The sequence below is a fragment of the Paenibacillus sp. FSL H7-0442 genome (assembly GCF_038593105.1).
Classification (GTDB): domain Bacteria; phylum Bacillota; class Bacilli; order Paenibacillales; family Paenibacillaceae; genus Paenibacillus; species Paenibacillus polymyxa_D.
In genome coordinates this window covers 5,402,559-5,419,208 of record NZ_CP151963.1, presented here as the reverse complement: position 1 = coordinate 5,419,208, position 16,650 = coordinate 5,402,559, and the positions used below count along the sequence as shown (strand labels likewise).

At 48.7% G+C, this 16,650-nt stretch carries 16 protein-coding genes; 10 read left to right on the top strand and 6 right to left on the bottom strand.

The annotated features are described in order from the left end of the window. Positions 1–16: 16 nt before the first annotated feature. Complete coding sequence (locus MHH57_RS23960) at positions 17–1,204, top strand: cation:proton antiporter (RefSeq protein ID WP_029518659.1); 1,188 nt, start codon at positions 17–19, stop codon at positions 1,202–1,204. Between the two features lie 159 nt (positions 1,205–1,363). Here the strand turns inward: MHH57_RS23960 and MHH57_RS23955 are convergent, their stop codons facing one another. Then, the gene (locus MHH57_RS23955) at positions 1,364–1,999 is read right to left on the bottom strand and encodes an NAD(P)-dependent oxidoreductase (RefSeq protein WP_029518658.1); all 636 of its coding nucleotides are present in this window, start codon (positions 1,997–1,999) and stop codon (positions 1,364–1,366) included. Between the two features lie 260 nt (positions 2,000–2,259). Between MHH57_RS23955 and MHH57_RS23950 the strand changes: the two genes are divergently transcribed. From MHH57_RS23950 to MHH57_RS23935, 4 genes are all read left to right on the top strand, one after another. Further along, on the top strand, positions 2,260–3,213 hold the full coding sequence (locus MHH57_RS23950) for an alpha/beta hydrolase (protein WP_029518657.1): 954 nt from the start codon (positions 2,260–2,262) through the stop codon (positions 3,211–3,213). Positions 3,214–3,418: 205 nt separating this feature from the next. After that, a complete protein-coding gene (locus MHH57_RS23945) occupies positions 3,419–3,976 on the top strand; it encodes a glycerol-3-phosphate responsive antiterminator (RefSeq protein ID WP_029518656.1) in 558 nt (185 codons plus the stop codon). Positions 3,977–4,032: 56 nt separating this feature from the next. Next, positions 4,033–5,523 (top strand): glycerol kinase GlpK, encoded by a 1,491-nt coding sequence (gene glpK, locus MHH57_RS23940; RefSeq protein ID WP_165145910.1) that lies wholly within the window; start codon positions 4,033–4,035, stop codon positions 5,521–5,523. 193 nt (positions 5,524–5,716) lie between these two features. Then, positions 5,717–7,420 carry an FAD-dependent oxidoreductase gene (locus tag MHH57_RS23935; protein ID WP_342435188.1) on the top strand — a complete coding sequence of 568 codons (1,704 nt, stop codon included), beginning with the start codon at positions 5,717–5,719 and terminating at the stop codon, positions 7,418–7,420. A gap of 149 nt (positions 7,421–7,569) precedes the next feature. Here MHH57_RS23935 and MHH57_RS23930 read toward each other — a convergent pair whose 3' ends face one another. After that, complete coding sequence (locus tag MHH57_RS23930; RefSeq protein ID WP_029518653.1) at positions 7,570–8,247, bottom strand: CidB/LrgB family autolysis modulator; 678 nt, start codon at positions 8,245–8,247, stop codon at positions 7,570–7,572. Continuing rightward, positions 8,244–8,615: a CidA/LrgA family holin-like protein gene (locus tag MHH57_RS23925; protein WP_029518652.1), complete on the bottom strand. Its 372-nt coding sequence runs from the start codon at positions 8,613–8,615 to the stop codon at positions 8,244–8,246. Before MHH57_RS23925 ends, MHH57_RS23930 begins: the two co-directional genes overlap by 4 nt. Positions 8,616–8,746: 131 nt before the next feature. Here MHH57_RS23925 and MHH57_RS23920 point away from each other — a divergent pair, with 131 nt between their 5' ends. After that, positions 8,747–9,634: a LysR family transcriptional regulator gene (locus MHH57_RS23920; RefSeq protein WP_328801165.1), complete on the top strand. Its 888-nt coding sequence runs from the start codon at positions 8,747–8,749 to the stop codon at positions 9,632–9,634. Positions 9,635–9,717: 83 nt separating this feature from the next. Here the strand turns inward: MHH57_RS23920 and MHH57_RS23915 are convergent, their stop codons facing one another. Next, positions 9,718–9,891 carry an aspartyl-phosphate phosphatase Spo0E family protein gene (locus MHH57_RS23915; protein WP_013312483.1) on the bottom strand — a complete coding sequence of 58 codons (174 nt, stop codon included), beginning with the start codon at positions 9,889–9,891 and terminating at the stop codon, positions 9,718–9,720. A 134-nt stretch (positions 9,892–10,025) separates the two neighbouring features. Continuing rightward, positions 10,026–11,102: a diguanylate cyclase gene (locus MHH57_RS23910; protein WP_029518651.1), complete on the bottom strand. Its 1,077-nt coding sequence runs from the start codon at positions 11,100–11,102 to the stop codon at positions 10,026–10,028. A gap of 169 nt (positions 11,103–11,271) precedes the next feature. Here MHH57_RS23910 and MHH57_RS23905 point away from each other — a divergent pair, with 169 nt between their 5' ends. The 3 genes from MHH57_RS23905 to MHH57_RS23895 are packed head-to-tail and all read left to right on the top strand — an operon-like array spanning position 11,272 to position 14,789. Beyond that, positions 11,272–13,644 carry an ATP-dependent DNA helicase gene (locus MHH57_RS23905; RefSeq protein ID WP_342434619.1) on the top strand — a complete coding sequence of 791 codons (2,373 nt, stop codon included), beginning with the start codon at positions 11,272–11,274 and terminating at the stop codon, positions 13,642–13,644. After that, positions 13,634–14,143: a MarR family transcriptional regulator gene (locus MHH57_RS23900; protein ID WP_029518649.1), complete on the top strand. Its 510-nt coding sequence runs from the start codon at positions 13,634–13,636 to the stop codon at positions 14,141–14,143. The genes MHH57_RS23905 and MHH57_RS23900 overlap by 11 nt, the downstream gene beginning before the upstream one ends. Before the next feature lie 37 nt (positions 14,144–14,180). Further along, positions 14,181–14,789 carry a pentapeptide repeat-containing protein gene (locus MHH57_RS23895; RefSeq protein ID WP_029518648.1) on the top strand — a complete coding sequence of 203 codons (609 nt, stop codon included), beginning with the start codon at positions 14,181–14,183 and terminating at the stop codon, positions 14,787–14,789. An 81-nt stretch (positions 14,790–14,870) separates the two neighbouring features. Here the strand turns inward: MHH57_RS23895 and MHH57_RS23890 are convergent, their stop codons facing one another. Further along, positions 14,871–15,464 carry a hypothetical protein gene (locus MHH57_RS23890; protein ID WP_165145925.1) on the bottom strand — a complete coding sequence of 198 codons (594 nt, stop codon included), beginning with the start codon at positions 15,462–15,464 and terminating at the stop codon, positions 14,871–14,873. Between the two features lie 210 nt (positions 15,465–15,674). Here MHH57_RS23890 and MHH57_RS23885 point away from each other — a divergent pair, with 210 nt between their 5' ends. After that, positions 15,675–16,631, top strand: coding sequence for a nucleoside hydrolase (locus MHH57_RS23885; RefSeq protein WP_342434618.1), 957 nt, complete (start codon positions 15,675–15,677; stop codon positions 16,629–16,631). Positions 16,632–16,650 lie beyond the last annotated feature (19 nt).

Below are 16,650 nucleotides of genomic sequence, written 5' to 3'. Positions count from 1 at the left end.
AGGAGGTTATCAGCCTATGCAATTTATATTGTATCTTCTGCTGATTCTGTTGTTCACAAAAGTCGCGGGTCATGTGTCTGTCAGGCTCGGTCAACCAGCAGTGCTAGGAAAGCTGATCGCAGGAATTGTGCTGGGCCCAGCGGTATTAGGATGGGTTGAGAATGATTCGCTGATTCATGATATGTCTGAAATCGGCGTGCTGTTGCTGATGTTCATTGCTGGACTGGAGACGGATCTGGATCAACTTCGACGTAATTGGAAGCCTGCGGTAGCTGTGGCGGTTGGAGGTATTATTTTACCGCTAATTTGTGGTTTTGGTGTAGGGGAAGCCTTTGGATTCTCGGTGCATGAAGGCTGGTTTCTAGGGATCATTCTGAGTGCTACCTCGGTAAGTATTACCGTACAGGTGCTCAAGGATATGAACAAGCTGAATACCCGAGAGGGCTCGACCATTTTGGGTGCGGCGGTGCTGGACGATGTGCTTGTTGTGGTACTGCTAGCGGTAGTAATGAGTATATTCGGTATGGGTGGAGAGACTTCGCTGGGACTTCTTGTTGGCAAAAAGCTAGTTTTCTTCGTCGTAGCTATTCTGGGGGGCTGGTTCGTTGTTCCGTGGATTATGAAAATACTCGCTCCACTCAAGGTGACTGAAGCAGTCATCACGACTGCGTTGATTATTTGCTTTGGGTTTGCGTATTTTGCAGATATGTTGGGGATGGCGGGCATTATCGGGGCTTTTGCTGCCGGGATTGCCATTGCACAAACAAGCTTTAAGCACGTCGTAGAAGAAAAGGTGGAACCCATCGCTTATTCCATCTTTGTTCCTGTTTTTTTTGTCAGCATTGGATTAAATGTTTCCTTTGAGGGAGTAGGGCAGCAGCTCGGATTTGTTGTTGTTTTGACACTGATTGCGCTGGTGACGAAGTTAGTGGGAGGAGGCCTCGGCGCGCGGCTGACGGGCTTCAATAACCGTTCTTCTCTTGCGATTGGCTCCGGTATGATATCACGTGGCGAGGTCGCACTTATTATTGCAGCTACCGGTCTACAGTCGGGTCTGTTGGCACAGCAATATTTTACATCCGTGATCATTGCCGTCATTTTGACAACGTTGGCTGCACCTCCAATTCTCAAGCTGTGTTTTAGCGATAAGAGGGAGACTTCCGCTCACGATACAGAAAAGAAGGCCAGCATTGATAAGTTGTAATGAGAGTATCAACAGGTCATAACAAAAAGACCCTTCGGGTTCAGTTTCTCATAGTGTGCATGGAAAGTCCGATTTTAGAGTAGAGCGGACTTTCCATGCAGCATGAGAACATGGGCGAAGGGTCTTTTTTATGCTAAATGTGCTGCAAGAATAGAGAAATTAGGACTCGGACACCACTGTGAAGCGTTGGTTCAGATGTTGTGGTTTTTCGATTTCGTCCACTACGGCAACTGCATAATCTTCGTAACTGACATAGCTTGCACCTTTGGAATTAACCAACAGTGTGTCTTTTCCTACTTGGTAAGAGCCTGTACGTTTACCCAGTGCAAATTCCGCAGAAGGGCTAATAAAGGTCCAGTTCAGGTCGCTGGTACCACGCAAAATTTCCAGGTTTTTTCCTTGGTTGTTGGCTGTTGGATATACGAAATCAGGGAAGCCAGGAGCGTCTTTTACCAAAAGTGTTTGGGATTCATCAGTGAACAAGCTGCCTGCACCACCTACGACAATCAGGCGAGTACCGGATACATTACGCAGGGCTTCGATCAGTACGTTACCTGCATCGACATGCAGATGCTCTTGTCCGAGTGGAGCGGCAAATGCATTAACAACTACGTCAAAACCTTTCAGATCATCTGTTTTCAGATCAAAAACGTCTTTTTGTACCACAGTAGCACGACTTTCTGTTACTTTGGACGAGTCACGGACGATGGCGGTTACTTCATGCCCTCTGTCTAATGCTTCTTTTACGATATTATTTCCTGCTTTACCGGTTGCACCAATAACTGCAATTTTCATAATAGATAGCCTCCTATAAATATGATGTGGATGATTCATTCGTTTGATCGTAAGTGTACTCAGTGCATTTACGAACTTTAATATGTAACTATTATAGTTACAATATAAAATAAAAGTCAAGCTCTTCTGTTGGGCAAACTAAAGTCCTCCGATTGGAAAGAGAGGAACTCGTTTAAATATATAAGGTAAAACTGAATGAGCAAACTTAAGCCAAAATGGATATATGTAGACCACAGAAAAGAAAGGAAGAGTGAATCGATATGAGTAAAAAAGTACAACTTGAACCCGCAGCACAGAAATTTGCAGACGATAATGCCAAGCCTCCGTTTCTATATGATTTGGGTCCTGAAAAAGGACGTGAAACGGTCAATGAGGTTCAATCCGGCCCAGCAGACAAACCTGCCGCAGATGTAGAAGATCTAACTATTCCAGGCGGGCCTGGCGGTGAGGTGAAGGTCAGAATTGTTCGCCCACAACAGGTGACAAGCGATCTCCCGGTCATTGTATATATTCACGGAGCAGGCTGGGTATTCGGTAATGCTCATACGCATGATCGCCTGATTCGTGAATTGGCAGTCGGCTCACAGGCAGCAGTTGTATTTCCAGAATACAGCTTGTCCCCTGAAGCTAAATATCCGACGGCGATTGAGGAAATTTACGCGGTCGTTCAATGGGTGGCACAGCACGGACGCGAGCATGGGCTGAAGCCCGATACGCTGACGGTAGCCGGAGACAGTGTGGGCGGTAATATGACGGCGGCCGTAACGCTGCTGGCCAAAGAACGTAGCGGCCCTACCATTCGCCAGCAGTTGCTGTTCTATCCAGTGACGGATGCTTCCTTTGACACAGAATCATATCATGAGTTCGCCACAGGATATTTCCTGAGCCGCGAAGGAATGCAATGGTTTTGGGATCAATATACGACGGATCCCAACGAACGAGCGCAGATCACGGCGTCCCCATTACGTGCCACCACAGAACAGCTCGAAGGGCTACCACGTGCGCTGGTCATTACAGGTGAGGCCGATGTGCTGCGCGATGAAGGCGAGGCCTATGCGGACAAGCTACGTGAAGCGGGGGTGGATGTGACCGCTGCACGCTTTCAGGGCATCATCCACGACTTTGTGATGCTGAACCCATTGTCTGAAACCGCGGCCAAGCGCGGTGCGATCATGCTCGCTACCTCATGGCTGCGCCAAGGGTTTGAGGGCTAGTACACTATAGAGCATTTTAAGGGTGTCGTCGTGTGATTTGATCCAGTTCTTTGAATGATTAGGCTGTCTTCTTCCTGCTGACATCTATTGCAGGGAAGGCAGCCTTTATACATATCTGCAATGAAACCGCTTCACGTTCGTCGAACAGAGTGATAATATAAAATTTGAACGAGTTTGACCGACATTCAGCCTAAGGGGGATATCCATGCCATTTCAGGGACAACGCATTTTACCTGCAGCTAAGCATATGAAGCAGCTGGAGGGTATTTTGGACAGTTCTTATGAGTATGCGGTTTTTCTGGATACGCATGTAGCGCAGCTGCGTAGCCTGTACCAGATGGCTAGAAGTCGCAGCAAGCAAATGCTCCTGCATGCCGATCTGGTGCAAGGCTTGAAGAATGACGAGTATGCGGCTGAATATTTGTGTCAGGAAATTAAGCCATTTGGGATTATTTCGACCCGGTCCGGGGTGATCGCAACTGCTAAAAAGAAAGGAATTCTTGCTGTACAGCGGGTGTTCCTGCTCGATACGATTGCACTGGAAAAAAGCTACGCGCTGGTAGAAAAAACGCGTCCGGATTATATTGAGGTGCTGCCCGGTGTTGTTCCACCGATGATTAAGGAGGTCAGCGAACGCACTGGCATTCCTATTTTGGCAGGCGGACTTATTCGCACCCCTGAGGATGTGGAAGCAGCGTTGGCCGCGGGAGCTACAGCAGTTACGACCTCCAATAAACAGCTGTTCGAACACTATAAGCAATAGCTTTTATTTGTATCAAGTGGGTAACCATACATAATAAGCAAGGAGGCTGGGAAACGATGGAGCAATACATTCTTGCCTTAGATCAGGGCACAACCAGTTCGCGGGCCATCTTGTTTGATCGGCAGGGAACAGTGGTATACAAGGCACAACGGGAGTTCCCACAGTATTTTCCCCAGCCCGGGTGGGTAGAGCAAAACGCCAATGAAATATGGAGCTCTATTTTGGCCGTCATCGCCTCCTGCTTGTCAGAATCAGGTGTGAAAGCCAGCCAAATTGCCGGGATTGGTATTACGAATCAACGGGAAACCGTAGTAGTGTGGGATAAACATACGGGTCTGCCTGTATATCATGCACTGGTATGGCAGTCACGGCAAACAGCCGGGATCTGCGAGGAATTGAAAAGCCGTGGATTTGATCATATTTTTCATAGCAAAACGGGACTACTCATTGATCCCTACTTTTCTGGCACCAAGGTCAAATGGATACTCGACAACGTCGAAGGGGCACGAGCTCAAGCGGAGCGTGGGGATTTGCTGTTTGGTACGATTGATACCTGGCTAATCTGGAGATTGTCTGGTGGTAAAGCACATGTAACAGACTACTCCAATGCGGCCCGCACACTCATGTACAACATTTATGAGCTAAAATGGGATGAGGAGCTGCTGGATATTCTCGGCGTTCCTGCGTCTATGCTACCAGAGGTGAAATCATCTTCTGAGATATATGCGCATACGGTGGATTATCACTTTTTCGGACAGGAAATCCCTATTGCCGGAGCGGCAGGCGATCAACAAGCAGCTCTGTTCGGTCAGGGATGCTTCGACAAAGGTATGATTAAAAATACATACGGTACGGGATGCTTTATGCTGATGAATACCGGAGATGAACCCTGTGACTCGGGACATGGACTGATTACGACCATTGCATGGGGGCTGAATGGTCAGGTGAAGTATGCGCTGGAGGGCAGCATTTTTGTAGCCGGATCTGCTATTCAGTGGCTGCGTGATGGGTTGCGTATGTTCCGCGAAGCCAAAGATAGTGAAGCGTATGCGGCGCGTGTGACCTCCACAGAAGGGGTATATTTTGTCCCGGCCTTTGTGGGTCTGGGCAGCCCGTATTGGGATAGTGACGTGCGCGGTGCGACATTTGGTTTGACGCGGGGAACGACCAAGGAGCACTTTATACGAGCGGTACTGGAATCGCTGGCCTACCAGACTAAAGATGTCCTAACTGCCATGGCGAGCGATTCGGGTGTACCTGTGCGTTCATTGCGTGTAGATGGAGGTGCAGTGATGAACGAGTTCCTGATGCAGTTCCAGAGCGATATTCTCGATCTGCCAGTAGAACGACCTGCTGTGAACGAGACAACTGCACTCGGTGCGGCGTATTTAGCAGGACTGGCAGTTGGGTTCTGGAGCAGTTTGGATGAGGTCCGGGGGTATGCGCAAAGTGATCATACCTTTACTCCGTCCATGAGTGAAGACGTGCGGGCTGATCTTTATGGTGGCTGGAAAAAGGCAGTTCATGCCGCAATGGCGTTCAAGTAGCAGGCAGATTTCCCTTTTCATAGCGTATCGTGTGTGCTACGATATAGATAAGTTAATACTCGTCAGGAGACTTGGAGAGACCATGAACCGCTCGGCATCCGCCGCAGCGATGTTCGTGGTCTTTTTTTGTACCTTATGATGAGTCGGTTGGCAGATTGCATCGTGAATATATACAAAGCTGGAGGGATACATGATGGGAGAACAGGGATTTGCTGCGCAGGAGAGAACCGCTGTCTTGGAACGTATGGGACATGAGCATTTTGATATATTAATCATTGGCGGCGGCATTACAGGGGCGGGTATTGCGCTGGATGCGGCGGATCGTGGTTTGAAGACAGCATTGGTGGAGATGCAGGATTTTGCAGCAGGTACGTCCAGCCGCTCGACCAAGCTAGTGCATGGGGGTCTTCGTTATTTGAAGCAGTTGGAAGTTAAGATGGTAGCTGAGGTGGGGAAGGAGCGGGCAATTGTATTCGAAAATGGTCCACATGTGACCATACCGGAGCGTATGTTGCTTCCTTTTCACAAGGGCGGCACGTTTAACGCATTTACCACCTCTATCGGGCTGCTGGTATATGATTTCCTTGCTGGTGTTAAGCGTAGTGAGCGCCGTCGTATGCTGGACATCCAGGCTACACTAGAGCGCGAGCCTTTGCTGAAGCGTGATGGACTGAAGGGAAGCGGCAGCTATGTGGAGTATCGTACAGATGACGCTCGCCTGACGATTGAGGTCATGAAGGAAGCTGTTACACGAGGGGCGCTGGCGGTGAACTATGCCAAGGCTGACAAGCTGCTGTATGACAAAGGACGAATAAGCGGTGCAAGCGTAACGGACCGGGTAACGGGAAAACCATACGAAATTCGAGCTTCGCTGGTTATTAATGCAGCTGGACCATGGGTAGACACGCTACGGGAAATGGATCGCTCCAAGGAGGGTAAGGTGCTACGCCTGACGAAAGGTATTCACCTAGTGTTCGATGCTGAGCGCTTTCCGCTCAAACAGGCAGTGTACTTCGATACACCGGATGGACGCATGGTATTTGCCATCCCGCGTGATGGAAAAACTTATGCAGGTACGACTGACACGGTGTATGAGGGGGATACGGCGCATCCCCGGATGACCGTCGAAGATCGGGCGTATGTGCTTCAAGCGATCAACGGAATGTTCCCGGATGTGAAGCTGACTGTTACGGATGTAGAATCCAGTTGGGCAGGGGTACGGCCGCTCATTTATGAAGACGATAAAAGCCCTTCAGAAATTTCACGTAAGGACGAAATTTGGGAATCCCGTTCAGGTCTGATCACGATTGCAGGCGGCAAGCTGACGGGCTACCGGAAAATGTCCGAACTCGTCGTGGATCGTGCGGTACGGGAGCTGGGGCGCTTGCATGGGCAGAGCTTCCGGGCATGCCGCACCAGACACATCCCGATTTCGGGTGGCAGCGTAGGCGGCTCGGCGGGCTGGGACGCGTACGTAGGTAAGCAAACCGCAGCAGGTGTTGCACTCGGCCTGTCGCCTGAAACGGCTAGAGCATGGGCAATCCGCTATGGCTCCAACACAGAGCGGCTGTTTGCGATAGCGGCACGCAGCATGAAGGAGACTACCGAGAAGGAAGCGGCACTGCCTGTGGAAGTGCGTGTCCCGCTCCTGTATGCGATGGAACAGGAAATGACGGTGACACCGTCTGATTTTTTCATACGGCGAACGGGAGCACTTTTCTTCCAGATTGACGAGGTGAAGCGCTGGAAACAGCCCGCCATCGCATGGATGTCTGAACATGCAGGCTGGAGCGCCGCGCAAGAACGACAATATACGGCTGAGCTGGATGCTTACCTGTATGAAGCTGTAACGCCTTTAGAGGTACAGGTGAAACAAGGTGACGTTAAAGCCATCTAATAGGAACGAGGATGCGTATCCTTTACCGCTCCGCTTCTCTACCATCGTTTCGTTCTCACCGCTGCTTTATGCGGAAAAGGGGCCTACAAAACAAAAGCAGCGATTCTCTATTTTTAAGAGAATCGCTGCTTTTGTTGTATGCAGATTGTTTACAGCATCAAGTGGAACAGGAACGGGGCGGCTGCCAAGGTAAAGAGAGCGGCGAGCACCATCGAGATGCTGGATATCGTCCCCGTCAGCAAACTGAACTCGAATGCTTTGGAAGTGCCCGTACCATGAGCACCGGTACCGAGCAGTACCCCACGGGAGACTTCATTTTCGATACGGAACAGTTTTACAATCACTGGACCGATAATAAGACCGCTCAATCCGGTCAGAATAACGAATACAGCTGTGACCGTCGGATTGCCGCCAATCGTTTGCGATACATTCATCGCAATGGGTGTCGTAATGGAGCGAGGAATCAGGCTGCTCAGCAGGGAAGAATTCAGGTGCATCCACTTGGCAAGCGCCATGGAGGACAACACGGCTACAACAGATCCAGACAGCACGCTAAGCACGATTTGGGTAGCGTGTTTTTTTAACACTGGGAAATATCGGTACAAAGGGACAGCAAATGCAATCGTAGCTGGCTGTAGCAGCATGGACAGCAAGTGGGCGCCCGAATTATAAGAACGGTAATTCACACCCGTCAGCGTCAAAATCAAAATGATAACAACAGGTGTAATGAGCAATGGAGACAAATACACCTTGGGCAGTGTGCGGTACATGCGTTTGGCCATCCAGTAAATAGCGAGTGTCAATACAATACATAGAAGACCGATCATGATGATTTATGCTCCTTTCGTTTACCAAGCAGACTGGCGACCATACCTGTGCAGGCCATCACCAGAAAGGTGCCGAGCAACACGACCAGCATAATGCTCATACCATCGTGTTCCAGCATCGGCCAATAATTCATGACGCCGACAGCGGAGGGAATAAAGAATAATAGCAGCTCGGCCAGCAACCAGTTTGCGCCAACTTCAATCCAGCTTAGCCGGACCAAGCCGGTTTGCAGCAGAATAAAAAGGATTAGCATACCAATGATACTACCGGGTATAGGCAGGTGGAGCCAGGAGACTACCGCGTTCAGGATGAGCGAAAAGGCCATCAGGACGGCGATCTGGAGGACACCGCGTATGAAGCTTTTCATATATAATGACTCCTATCTTTGTGATCGGTTATTTTCAAACTGTAATGAAATTTTACATCACAAGCTTTCATGAGTAAAATGCATATAAAGAATATAATCTATTCCGTTTATCTATGGGAGAAGGTGTAGCTTTGGATATCCGACATTTACAATATTTTTTGGAAGTCGCGCGGTTGCGTAGCTTTACAAAGGCAGCCCAGAGCATGTTTATTACCCAGCCGACGATCAGTAAGACGATTAAAAGTCTAGAAGATGAACTGGGGGTCGCTTTGTTCGACCGAATTGGCAAAAGAATCGAATTGACGGACGCGGGAAAGGTCATTGAGCTTCAGGCACAAGCAATTGTAAAGTCCTTTCAGAGCCTGTCCTCGGAGCTGAGTGATTTGATGAACCTGAAAAAGGGACATATCCGTATTGGCCTGCCCCCTATGGTCGGATCGAGCTTTTTTCCGCGTGTCATTGGAGAATTCCATAAGGCATATCCTGATGTGACCATTCAATTATTTGAGGACGGGGCGAAGAAAGTGGAACGGGACGTAGAAGCCGGGGCATTGGATATCGGGGTGATCGTGCTGCCCGCAGTTGGAGATATGTTTGAGACATTTCTGTTTGTGGAGGAAAAGCTGAATTTGCTCGTTCATCCTACGCATGCATTGGCAGAGTGCAAGGAGGTACCGTTATCTGCGTTGGCGGAGGAGGCATTTGTACTGTTTCGTGAGGATTTTACGCTGCATGACCGTATCATTGCGGAATGTGTTCGTGCCGGCTTTCAGCCGCGTGTAGTGTACGAAAGCTCACAATGGGATCTGATTAGCGAAATGGTTGCTGCAAACCTGGGAGTAGCTCTGTTGCCGGAGGCCATTTGCCGAGATCTGGATTCTGAGCGCTTGCGTGTTCTTCCATTGGTAGACCCCGTCATTCCTTGGCATTTGGGGATGATTTGGCGGAACGATCGCTACCTGTCCTTTGCCGCCAGAGAATGGATATCGTTCACACAGCAATTGTTGCGGACGGAATAGGGCGGGAAGTAGTCAGTCCGCGAGAAGGTGAGTACGATGCAGAATAAAAAAGCTGCCCTGAGGGGCAGCGATGTAGCTTGCTTCTATGAGTGTGTTTGGTTTATTGCACGCTTGGTGTGAAGGTACTTGTCCATAATACGGTCAAGTCTGGAGGATTTGTCCAATACACGTTCATCTTTTAATCCGTGTAAGTCAGCCATGCGATTCAGTTCACGGCGTTCTTTTTCCATGAGTTTTTCCAATTGTTCGAGGTTCACAAAGCCCACCCCCCATGTCGATTGTAAGGCATGTCTCCACTAGCGGCAGAAGTTTTTTTGATAACGATGTTATTTCCATTTTACCACTTTTTATTAACAATAATCCAGCTTTCCTGACATTTAGCGACTAATATCTATGGTTTTGCCAGTTCTACCCGATTGCGTCCTGATCGTTTAGCTTCATACAATGCCTCGTCTGCTTTTTCCAATAAACGCCTCGATGCAATAACAGGAGAGCTGCCTGCCCCGATGGATACGGTTAAGGAGAGTATGGTTCCGTCATTCAAGAGAAAACATTCATTTTCCACAGCTTTCCGAATCTTCTCGGCAAAGTTTGCCGCCTTTTCAGTATCACAGTCTCCGAGTAGAATTGCGAATTCCTCTCCGCCCTTACGGGAGGGATATGCTCTTGTTGTAGATTCCCGATTTAACAAAATTCCCAGTTGGCTTAAGACTGCGTCTCCGTTCAAATGGCCGTACGTATCATTAATTTTTTTAAAGTGGTCAATATCTAGCATCACAAGTCCAAAGGGTTTTTTTGTAGTTTTGGAAGCATGAAGTACCTCTTCGAACAGCGCATCAAAAGCACGCGGACTGTATAGCCCGGTTAAATGATCGCGGTTCGCAGCCTCTTCCAGCAGGTGAATAGCCCGTTCTGTTTTTTTGATATGGGACATCATAAAATAAGTGAACAAGCCGCCAAGAATCTTCACGGTTGTGATCATTATTATAGATTCTAAGTTGGGTGGATCATCCACAAAAAAAGCAGATAACAGCGACACAACAACAGCCCCAAGCACGGCTGACATCCATTTGCCGAGGGCTAGCTTTTTTTCTCGAATAAAGATAAGTGAAAGGACTAGTGTCATGAAGCAATTAACCGTAACAGTCAGAGTAATATCCGTCCATCCCCCTGTGATGTAAATACGATACAGGATGACGATCAGGGTGGTCAGCAGACCGGATACCGATCCTCCTATATAAACAGATATGATAATCGCCAATTGGCGGAGATCAACCACAAAGTGCCCACGGATCCATAAACCGGTCATCATTAACAGAATGCTAAACACGCCCAGCATTAAACCGTTTAATATCTGATGAATGAGTGCATGATTTGTCAGGTAACGTTCATATTTCCGGGAAAATAAATTTCCGAAGAATAAGAAGCTCGTTAATAACGCAAAATTGTTAATTAATTCTTTTAACATATCCCTATCCTTTATGCTGTAATGAGAGTTGTAGTATCGTGGGGAATAAAGCAAAAGGCCTCGTTTCTATATTTCGGTAAAAAGTAGGCATGAGTGAATACCAATCGACCATTAAACGATTCTTCTGTCCCTTACGTTTCGTTTATCTACGTGGTACAGTGAAAGGACTATGACCGGAACGGGTGATCGTATGAAGGAACCAATTCACATATCGGTGCGTCCACTTGTGGAATATGTGCATCGGAGCGGCAGCATTCATAGCGGCTTTCGATCGAATAGCAGTATGCTCGAAGGAACTCGCGTGCATCAGGATATCCAGAAAGGTTACAAGGAGCATGACCGCAAAGAGGTACATTTACGTACAGAAATTCAGTATAAGGACGAATTGTTTATCATTGAAGGCCGCTGTGACGGACTGATTGAGCTGGATGGCGTATGGACGGTCGATGAAATTAAATCGATCTCTTTGCCTCTCGAAGATATTCAGGGTGACGGTCAACCCGTACACTGGGCGCAAGCATTTCTGTATGCCTATATGATTGCTCGTGAGGAACAACATCATTCCATGCAGGTCCAGCTTACTTATGTGCAGGCACACAGTGAAGACATTCGCCGATTTAGGCGCGAGCTATCCTTTACTGAGCTGGAAGCTTTCGCGCAGGAGATGATTGCTGGTTATGCACCGTATGCATTCCTGCTGAGAGCACATGCGGAAAAGCGGGATGCCAGCATTGCTATGTTGGACTTTCCCTTTGACACGTATCGTTCGGGTCAGCGAACGCTCGCGGGTTCGGTGTACAAGACGATTGCCGAAGGGGTTAACCTGTTTGCCAAAGCGCCTACGGGTATCGGTAAAACGGTATCCACTTTGTTTCCTGCGATCAAGGCGATCGGTGAGGGGCAGGTTAGGCGAGTATATTATGTAACGGCTCGTACCACCACTCGGGCAGCAGCTGAAGAAGCTTATGCCAGAATGCAGACCCAAGGGCTGCACATGCATGTGGTGACTTTGACTGCGAAGGATAAAATTTGCTTTAAGGATGAAAATGATTGTGACGCTGGATCATGCAGCATGTGCGAGGGCTACTACGACCGGATCAACGGTGCGGTATCCGATATTTTGGCGAATGAGACGTTAATGACCCGGGCGGTGATTGAGCGTTATGCGCGCAAGCATAAGGTTTGTCCCTTTGAATTTTCGCTGGATGTGGCGTATGCCTCGGATGGTATAATCAGTGATTATAATTATGTTTTCGATCCACGGATTTCTCTGAAAAGATTGCTGGAGGAGCACAAGCGAAAAGGTGTCGTACTGGTGGATGAGGCGCATAATCTGGTAGAACGCGGCCGGGACATGTTTTCGGCGGAAATTTTGAAATCTTCTTTTTTGGAACTGAAACGAGAATTTAAGCTGCTAAGCTCGGAGATTGCTGCGGCTGCGAGTGCAGTGAACGCACATATGATTACGCTGCGCAAGCAATATGCAGACACAGGAAAAGCAGTGGAGACAGTAGCGCCGCAAGAGGTGCTGGAGCTGCTGGTGCCTTTTGTGGAAGCTGCTGAACGTGAACTGGTAACGGGGAGTAGTACAAGTCGCGCAAGCAGTGAAAGTACGGCCTACGCATTGCTTCTGGATACGTATTTGACTGCTCAGAATATGCTGCGGATTGCTGCTTTATATGATGAACGGTACGTTACTTATGTGGAAGCAGGGCGCAGTGAAGTGAGGGTCAAGCTGTTCTGCCTCGATCCTTCTCACTTGCTGGGACAAGCTATTAAGGGCTACCGCTCAGCCATTTATTTTTCCGCGACGTTGACACCGCTTGCTTATTATCGGGACATGCTCGGAGCAAACGAGGAAGATTATACGTTACAGGTTCCTTCCCCTTTCCATCAGGAGCAATGGGATGTACGTCTGCTGCCGCTCTCCATCCGTTATCGGGATCGCGAGCGTTCCAAAGGGGCGATTGCGGATATGCTGGCTGCATTGGTTGTGGAACGGAAAGGAAATATGCTTGTGTTTTTCCCGTCCTATCCATACCTGCGTGAGGTATATGAGGAGTTCATGCTTCGGGACGTGTCCGCAAATACGTTGGTACAAAGTCCGGGGATGACCGAACCAGAGCGGGATCGATTCCTAGAGGCCTTCCAGCCTGGGCAAGAGCACACCTTGCTTGGCTTTGCCGTATTGGGTGGTGTGTTTGCTGAAGGTGTTGATTTACCCGGGGATCGCTTAAATGGGGTAGTCGTCGTCGGCGTTGGCTTGCCGCAAATTGGAGCAGAGCGAGATGTGCTGCGGGATTACTTTTCGGAACAGGGACGGAATGGTTTCAACTATGCGTATGTATATCCAGGGATGAACAAGGTTCTTCAGGCAGGTGGCAGGCTTATCCGCACAGAGCACGACGAAGGATTGTTGGTCCTGGTAGATGATCGTTTTGCCAAGGAACCGTATGCTTCTTTGCTGCCAGATGAATGGAAAAGCTACCGTCTGACGGAACAAGCGGGATTAAGGAAGGAATGGATAGACTATGAACTTTAATTTTCATAATGACTCCATACGCGGGGTGCTGCGTAGCTTTGGACATGAGGATGCCGAAGTAGATAATATAGAGACTTTTGTGACATTTGCGCGCTTGGCTAATGGTATTTTCAGAGAAATGGATACAGATTTGACCAAGTTGGGGGCTTCTCAGGGTCGGATTATCGTGCTTAGCCTGTTGCATTGCCACTCCCCACATCGCATGACACCGTCAGAGTTGGCGGAAAAGGCTGATGTGACGCGTGGAACCATGACGGGGTTGATCGACGGATTAGAGCGAGATGGCATGATTGAACGTGTGGCTCATGAGAGTGACGGACGGATGGTGACTGTCGGATTAAAAGAGGCAGGACGAGAGCTATTAAGTAAGATAGTCCCTTATTATACGAAGCTGATTCGGTCGTGTATGTCTGAGTTTACGCCGCAGGATCATCAGATGATGAAGGGTTTGCTGGGGAAAATGAAAGGCGGTTTTGAGCGGTCCTTGCCGAAATGCTGAATTCCTGATATAGGGAATAAGGAATAGGAGAGAGAACATGTTCTTTTATACAGATGAGGTCTATGAAGACCGTGATTTTGGATCAATGGATGCCAGAGAAGGCGAGTGGAAAAATTGCGAGTTTACCCGATGTCGCTTTCGGGGTGTGGAGATGAATGAGTCCCTTGTGGAAGGCTGTACTTTTGTGGACTGTGATTTTACCGGGGCCATTCTGAATGCATCTCACTACAAGGAGTCGGCTTTTACCAATTGTTTGTTCACCAGCGCCAATCTGTTTGTAGTCCGGTTTGATAACTGCAAGCTGGTAGGTTCAGATTTTGCGGGGGCGAATATGGATGGTATCACAATTACGGGCGGAGATTGGTCTTATACGAATTTGCGTCATGCAGATTTAAGAAAACAAGATTTGCGAAAAATACGATTCAAGGAAGCCGACTTATCCGAATGCAATTTGGAAAAAGCAGATTTGCGAGAGGCTGATCTTAGCCGGGTAAGACTGCACAAAGCCCATCTTCAAGGAACAGACCTGCGCGGTGCGAAGATGGATGGCGTGAATTTTAAAGATCTGGACATCACTGGAGCCAAGTTGGATATCGAGCAGGCAGTAGCGGTGGCTCGCTCCTATGGAGCCAAGGTAGAAGGCTAAAAAGCACGGGATACCGATGCTGGTTTTGATCTGGAGTACCCCGTGCGGGTGAAATGGACGGTTGATTCGAAATTGAAGGACTTAATCTTTAGTGGATGCCGGCAGTAGTGGAATTGCTGCTTCCGGGTTCTGGTTTGGCAAATGATCAATTCCCACAGGCTCTAGAGGCTGCTGTGGAACCGTCCAGTTGCGCGCGATATCTACGGCAGTTCGCTGTTCCAGCAAGCGTTTGGCTACTTCATAACATTGATCGACATGCCGATTGCCAATGGTTCGCATAGCAGTAAAGCCAATTGCCGCGGCTAGCCCTTGCCCCAGAAGGGGAACAAACTTGCTAACCTGCTTGGTAGCGATCCGAATGCCCATCTTTTGCAAAATCTGCACGATAACTTCACGGGTGATGAGTCGCCCAATCAGCTTGCTGCCAATCGAAGTGATAAAACCATACACCATGGATTTGGTTTCTGCGTCCAGACCTTCCAGCTGCTTCTCAGATAATCCGAACTTTCCATTAATGGCTGGCAGTAGCTGCATCAAAATGCCAACATCAGCAAGAACGTCAGCCCCTGGAACTGGAACTAATACCGCTCCACCCGAAGCCGCAGCTCTTTTTGTCACCATGGATTTACACTCTTTACGGATCTGCTCCAACTCTTCTATTGTTTGGGCTGTCATATGCATCTCTCCTTCATACGCTTCCGATTAGGACCCATGATTCTACCCTGTTATTACACACATTTCTACCTATCTTAAGCATGGCGCAAGCAAAAAATCCCTGATTCACGCACTATCGCACATTTACTCCTGTGAAGCGATCAGGCATAATGAAGGGTGGTTGCCGATAGGAACAAGCCTGCTTACGGGGATAAAGGAAGGAAGAGACAGATGAGTCAGACAAACGTTTATTTTAATCATGATGGTGGAGTGGATGATCTAGTATCCCTTTTTATGCTGCTTCAGATGGAGCAGGTTCATTTGACCGGAGTATCGGTGATTCCAGCAGATGGTTATCTGGAGCCTGCGACGGATGCCAGCCGTAAAATTATTGATCGTTTTGGACAAAATAAAGGGCCTGTGGAAGTCGCAAAGTCTAATTCACGCGGTAAAAATCCGTTTCCTGCCGCTTGGCGTTTACATTCCTTCTATGTGGATGCATTACCCGTACTGAATGAATCGGGGCGTATGGAAGCACCGCTTTCATCCCTGCCAGCTCATCAGCATCTGATCGAAAAGGTACGCGGAGCTGAAGGCAAAACGCTGTTGCTATTCACTGGACCGCTAACCGATCTGGCGCGGGCGCTGGATGAAGCACCGGATATTGAAGCAAAGATTGAAAAGCTGGTATGGATGGGCGGCACCTTTGAAAAAGGGAATGTGGAAGAGCCGGAGCATGACGGCACAGCAGAGTGGAATGTATTCTGGGACCCAGAAGCGGCATATCGGGTGTGGCAAAGCGGCATCACGATTGATCTGGTAGCGCTGGAAAGCACAAGCAAAGTACCATTAACTCCAGCAGTACGCAATCGTTGGGCTGCCGAGCGCCGATATGAGGGTGTGGATTTCCTAGGCAACTGCTACGCGGGATGTCCGCCGCTCGTCTATAGCGAAACGAACTCAACCTACTACTTGTGGGATGTACTGACCACTGCATCCGTAGGACGCCCGGACATTGTCAAGAAAAAGACGGTGCATTGCAGCGTGATCGCAGAAGGGCCAAGTCAGGGCAGAACGGTGGAACAGGCGGATGGACGTCCTGTGAATCTGGTGTATGATACAGACCCGGAAGCCTTCTTTACGTATTTGGCGGATTTGGCCAAACTGGCTGCTCCCAAACGTTACTAAGTCTGGCAATGTACAGACG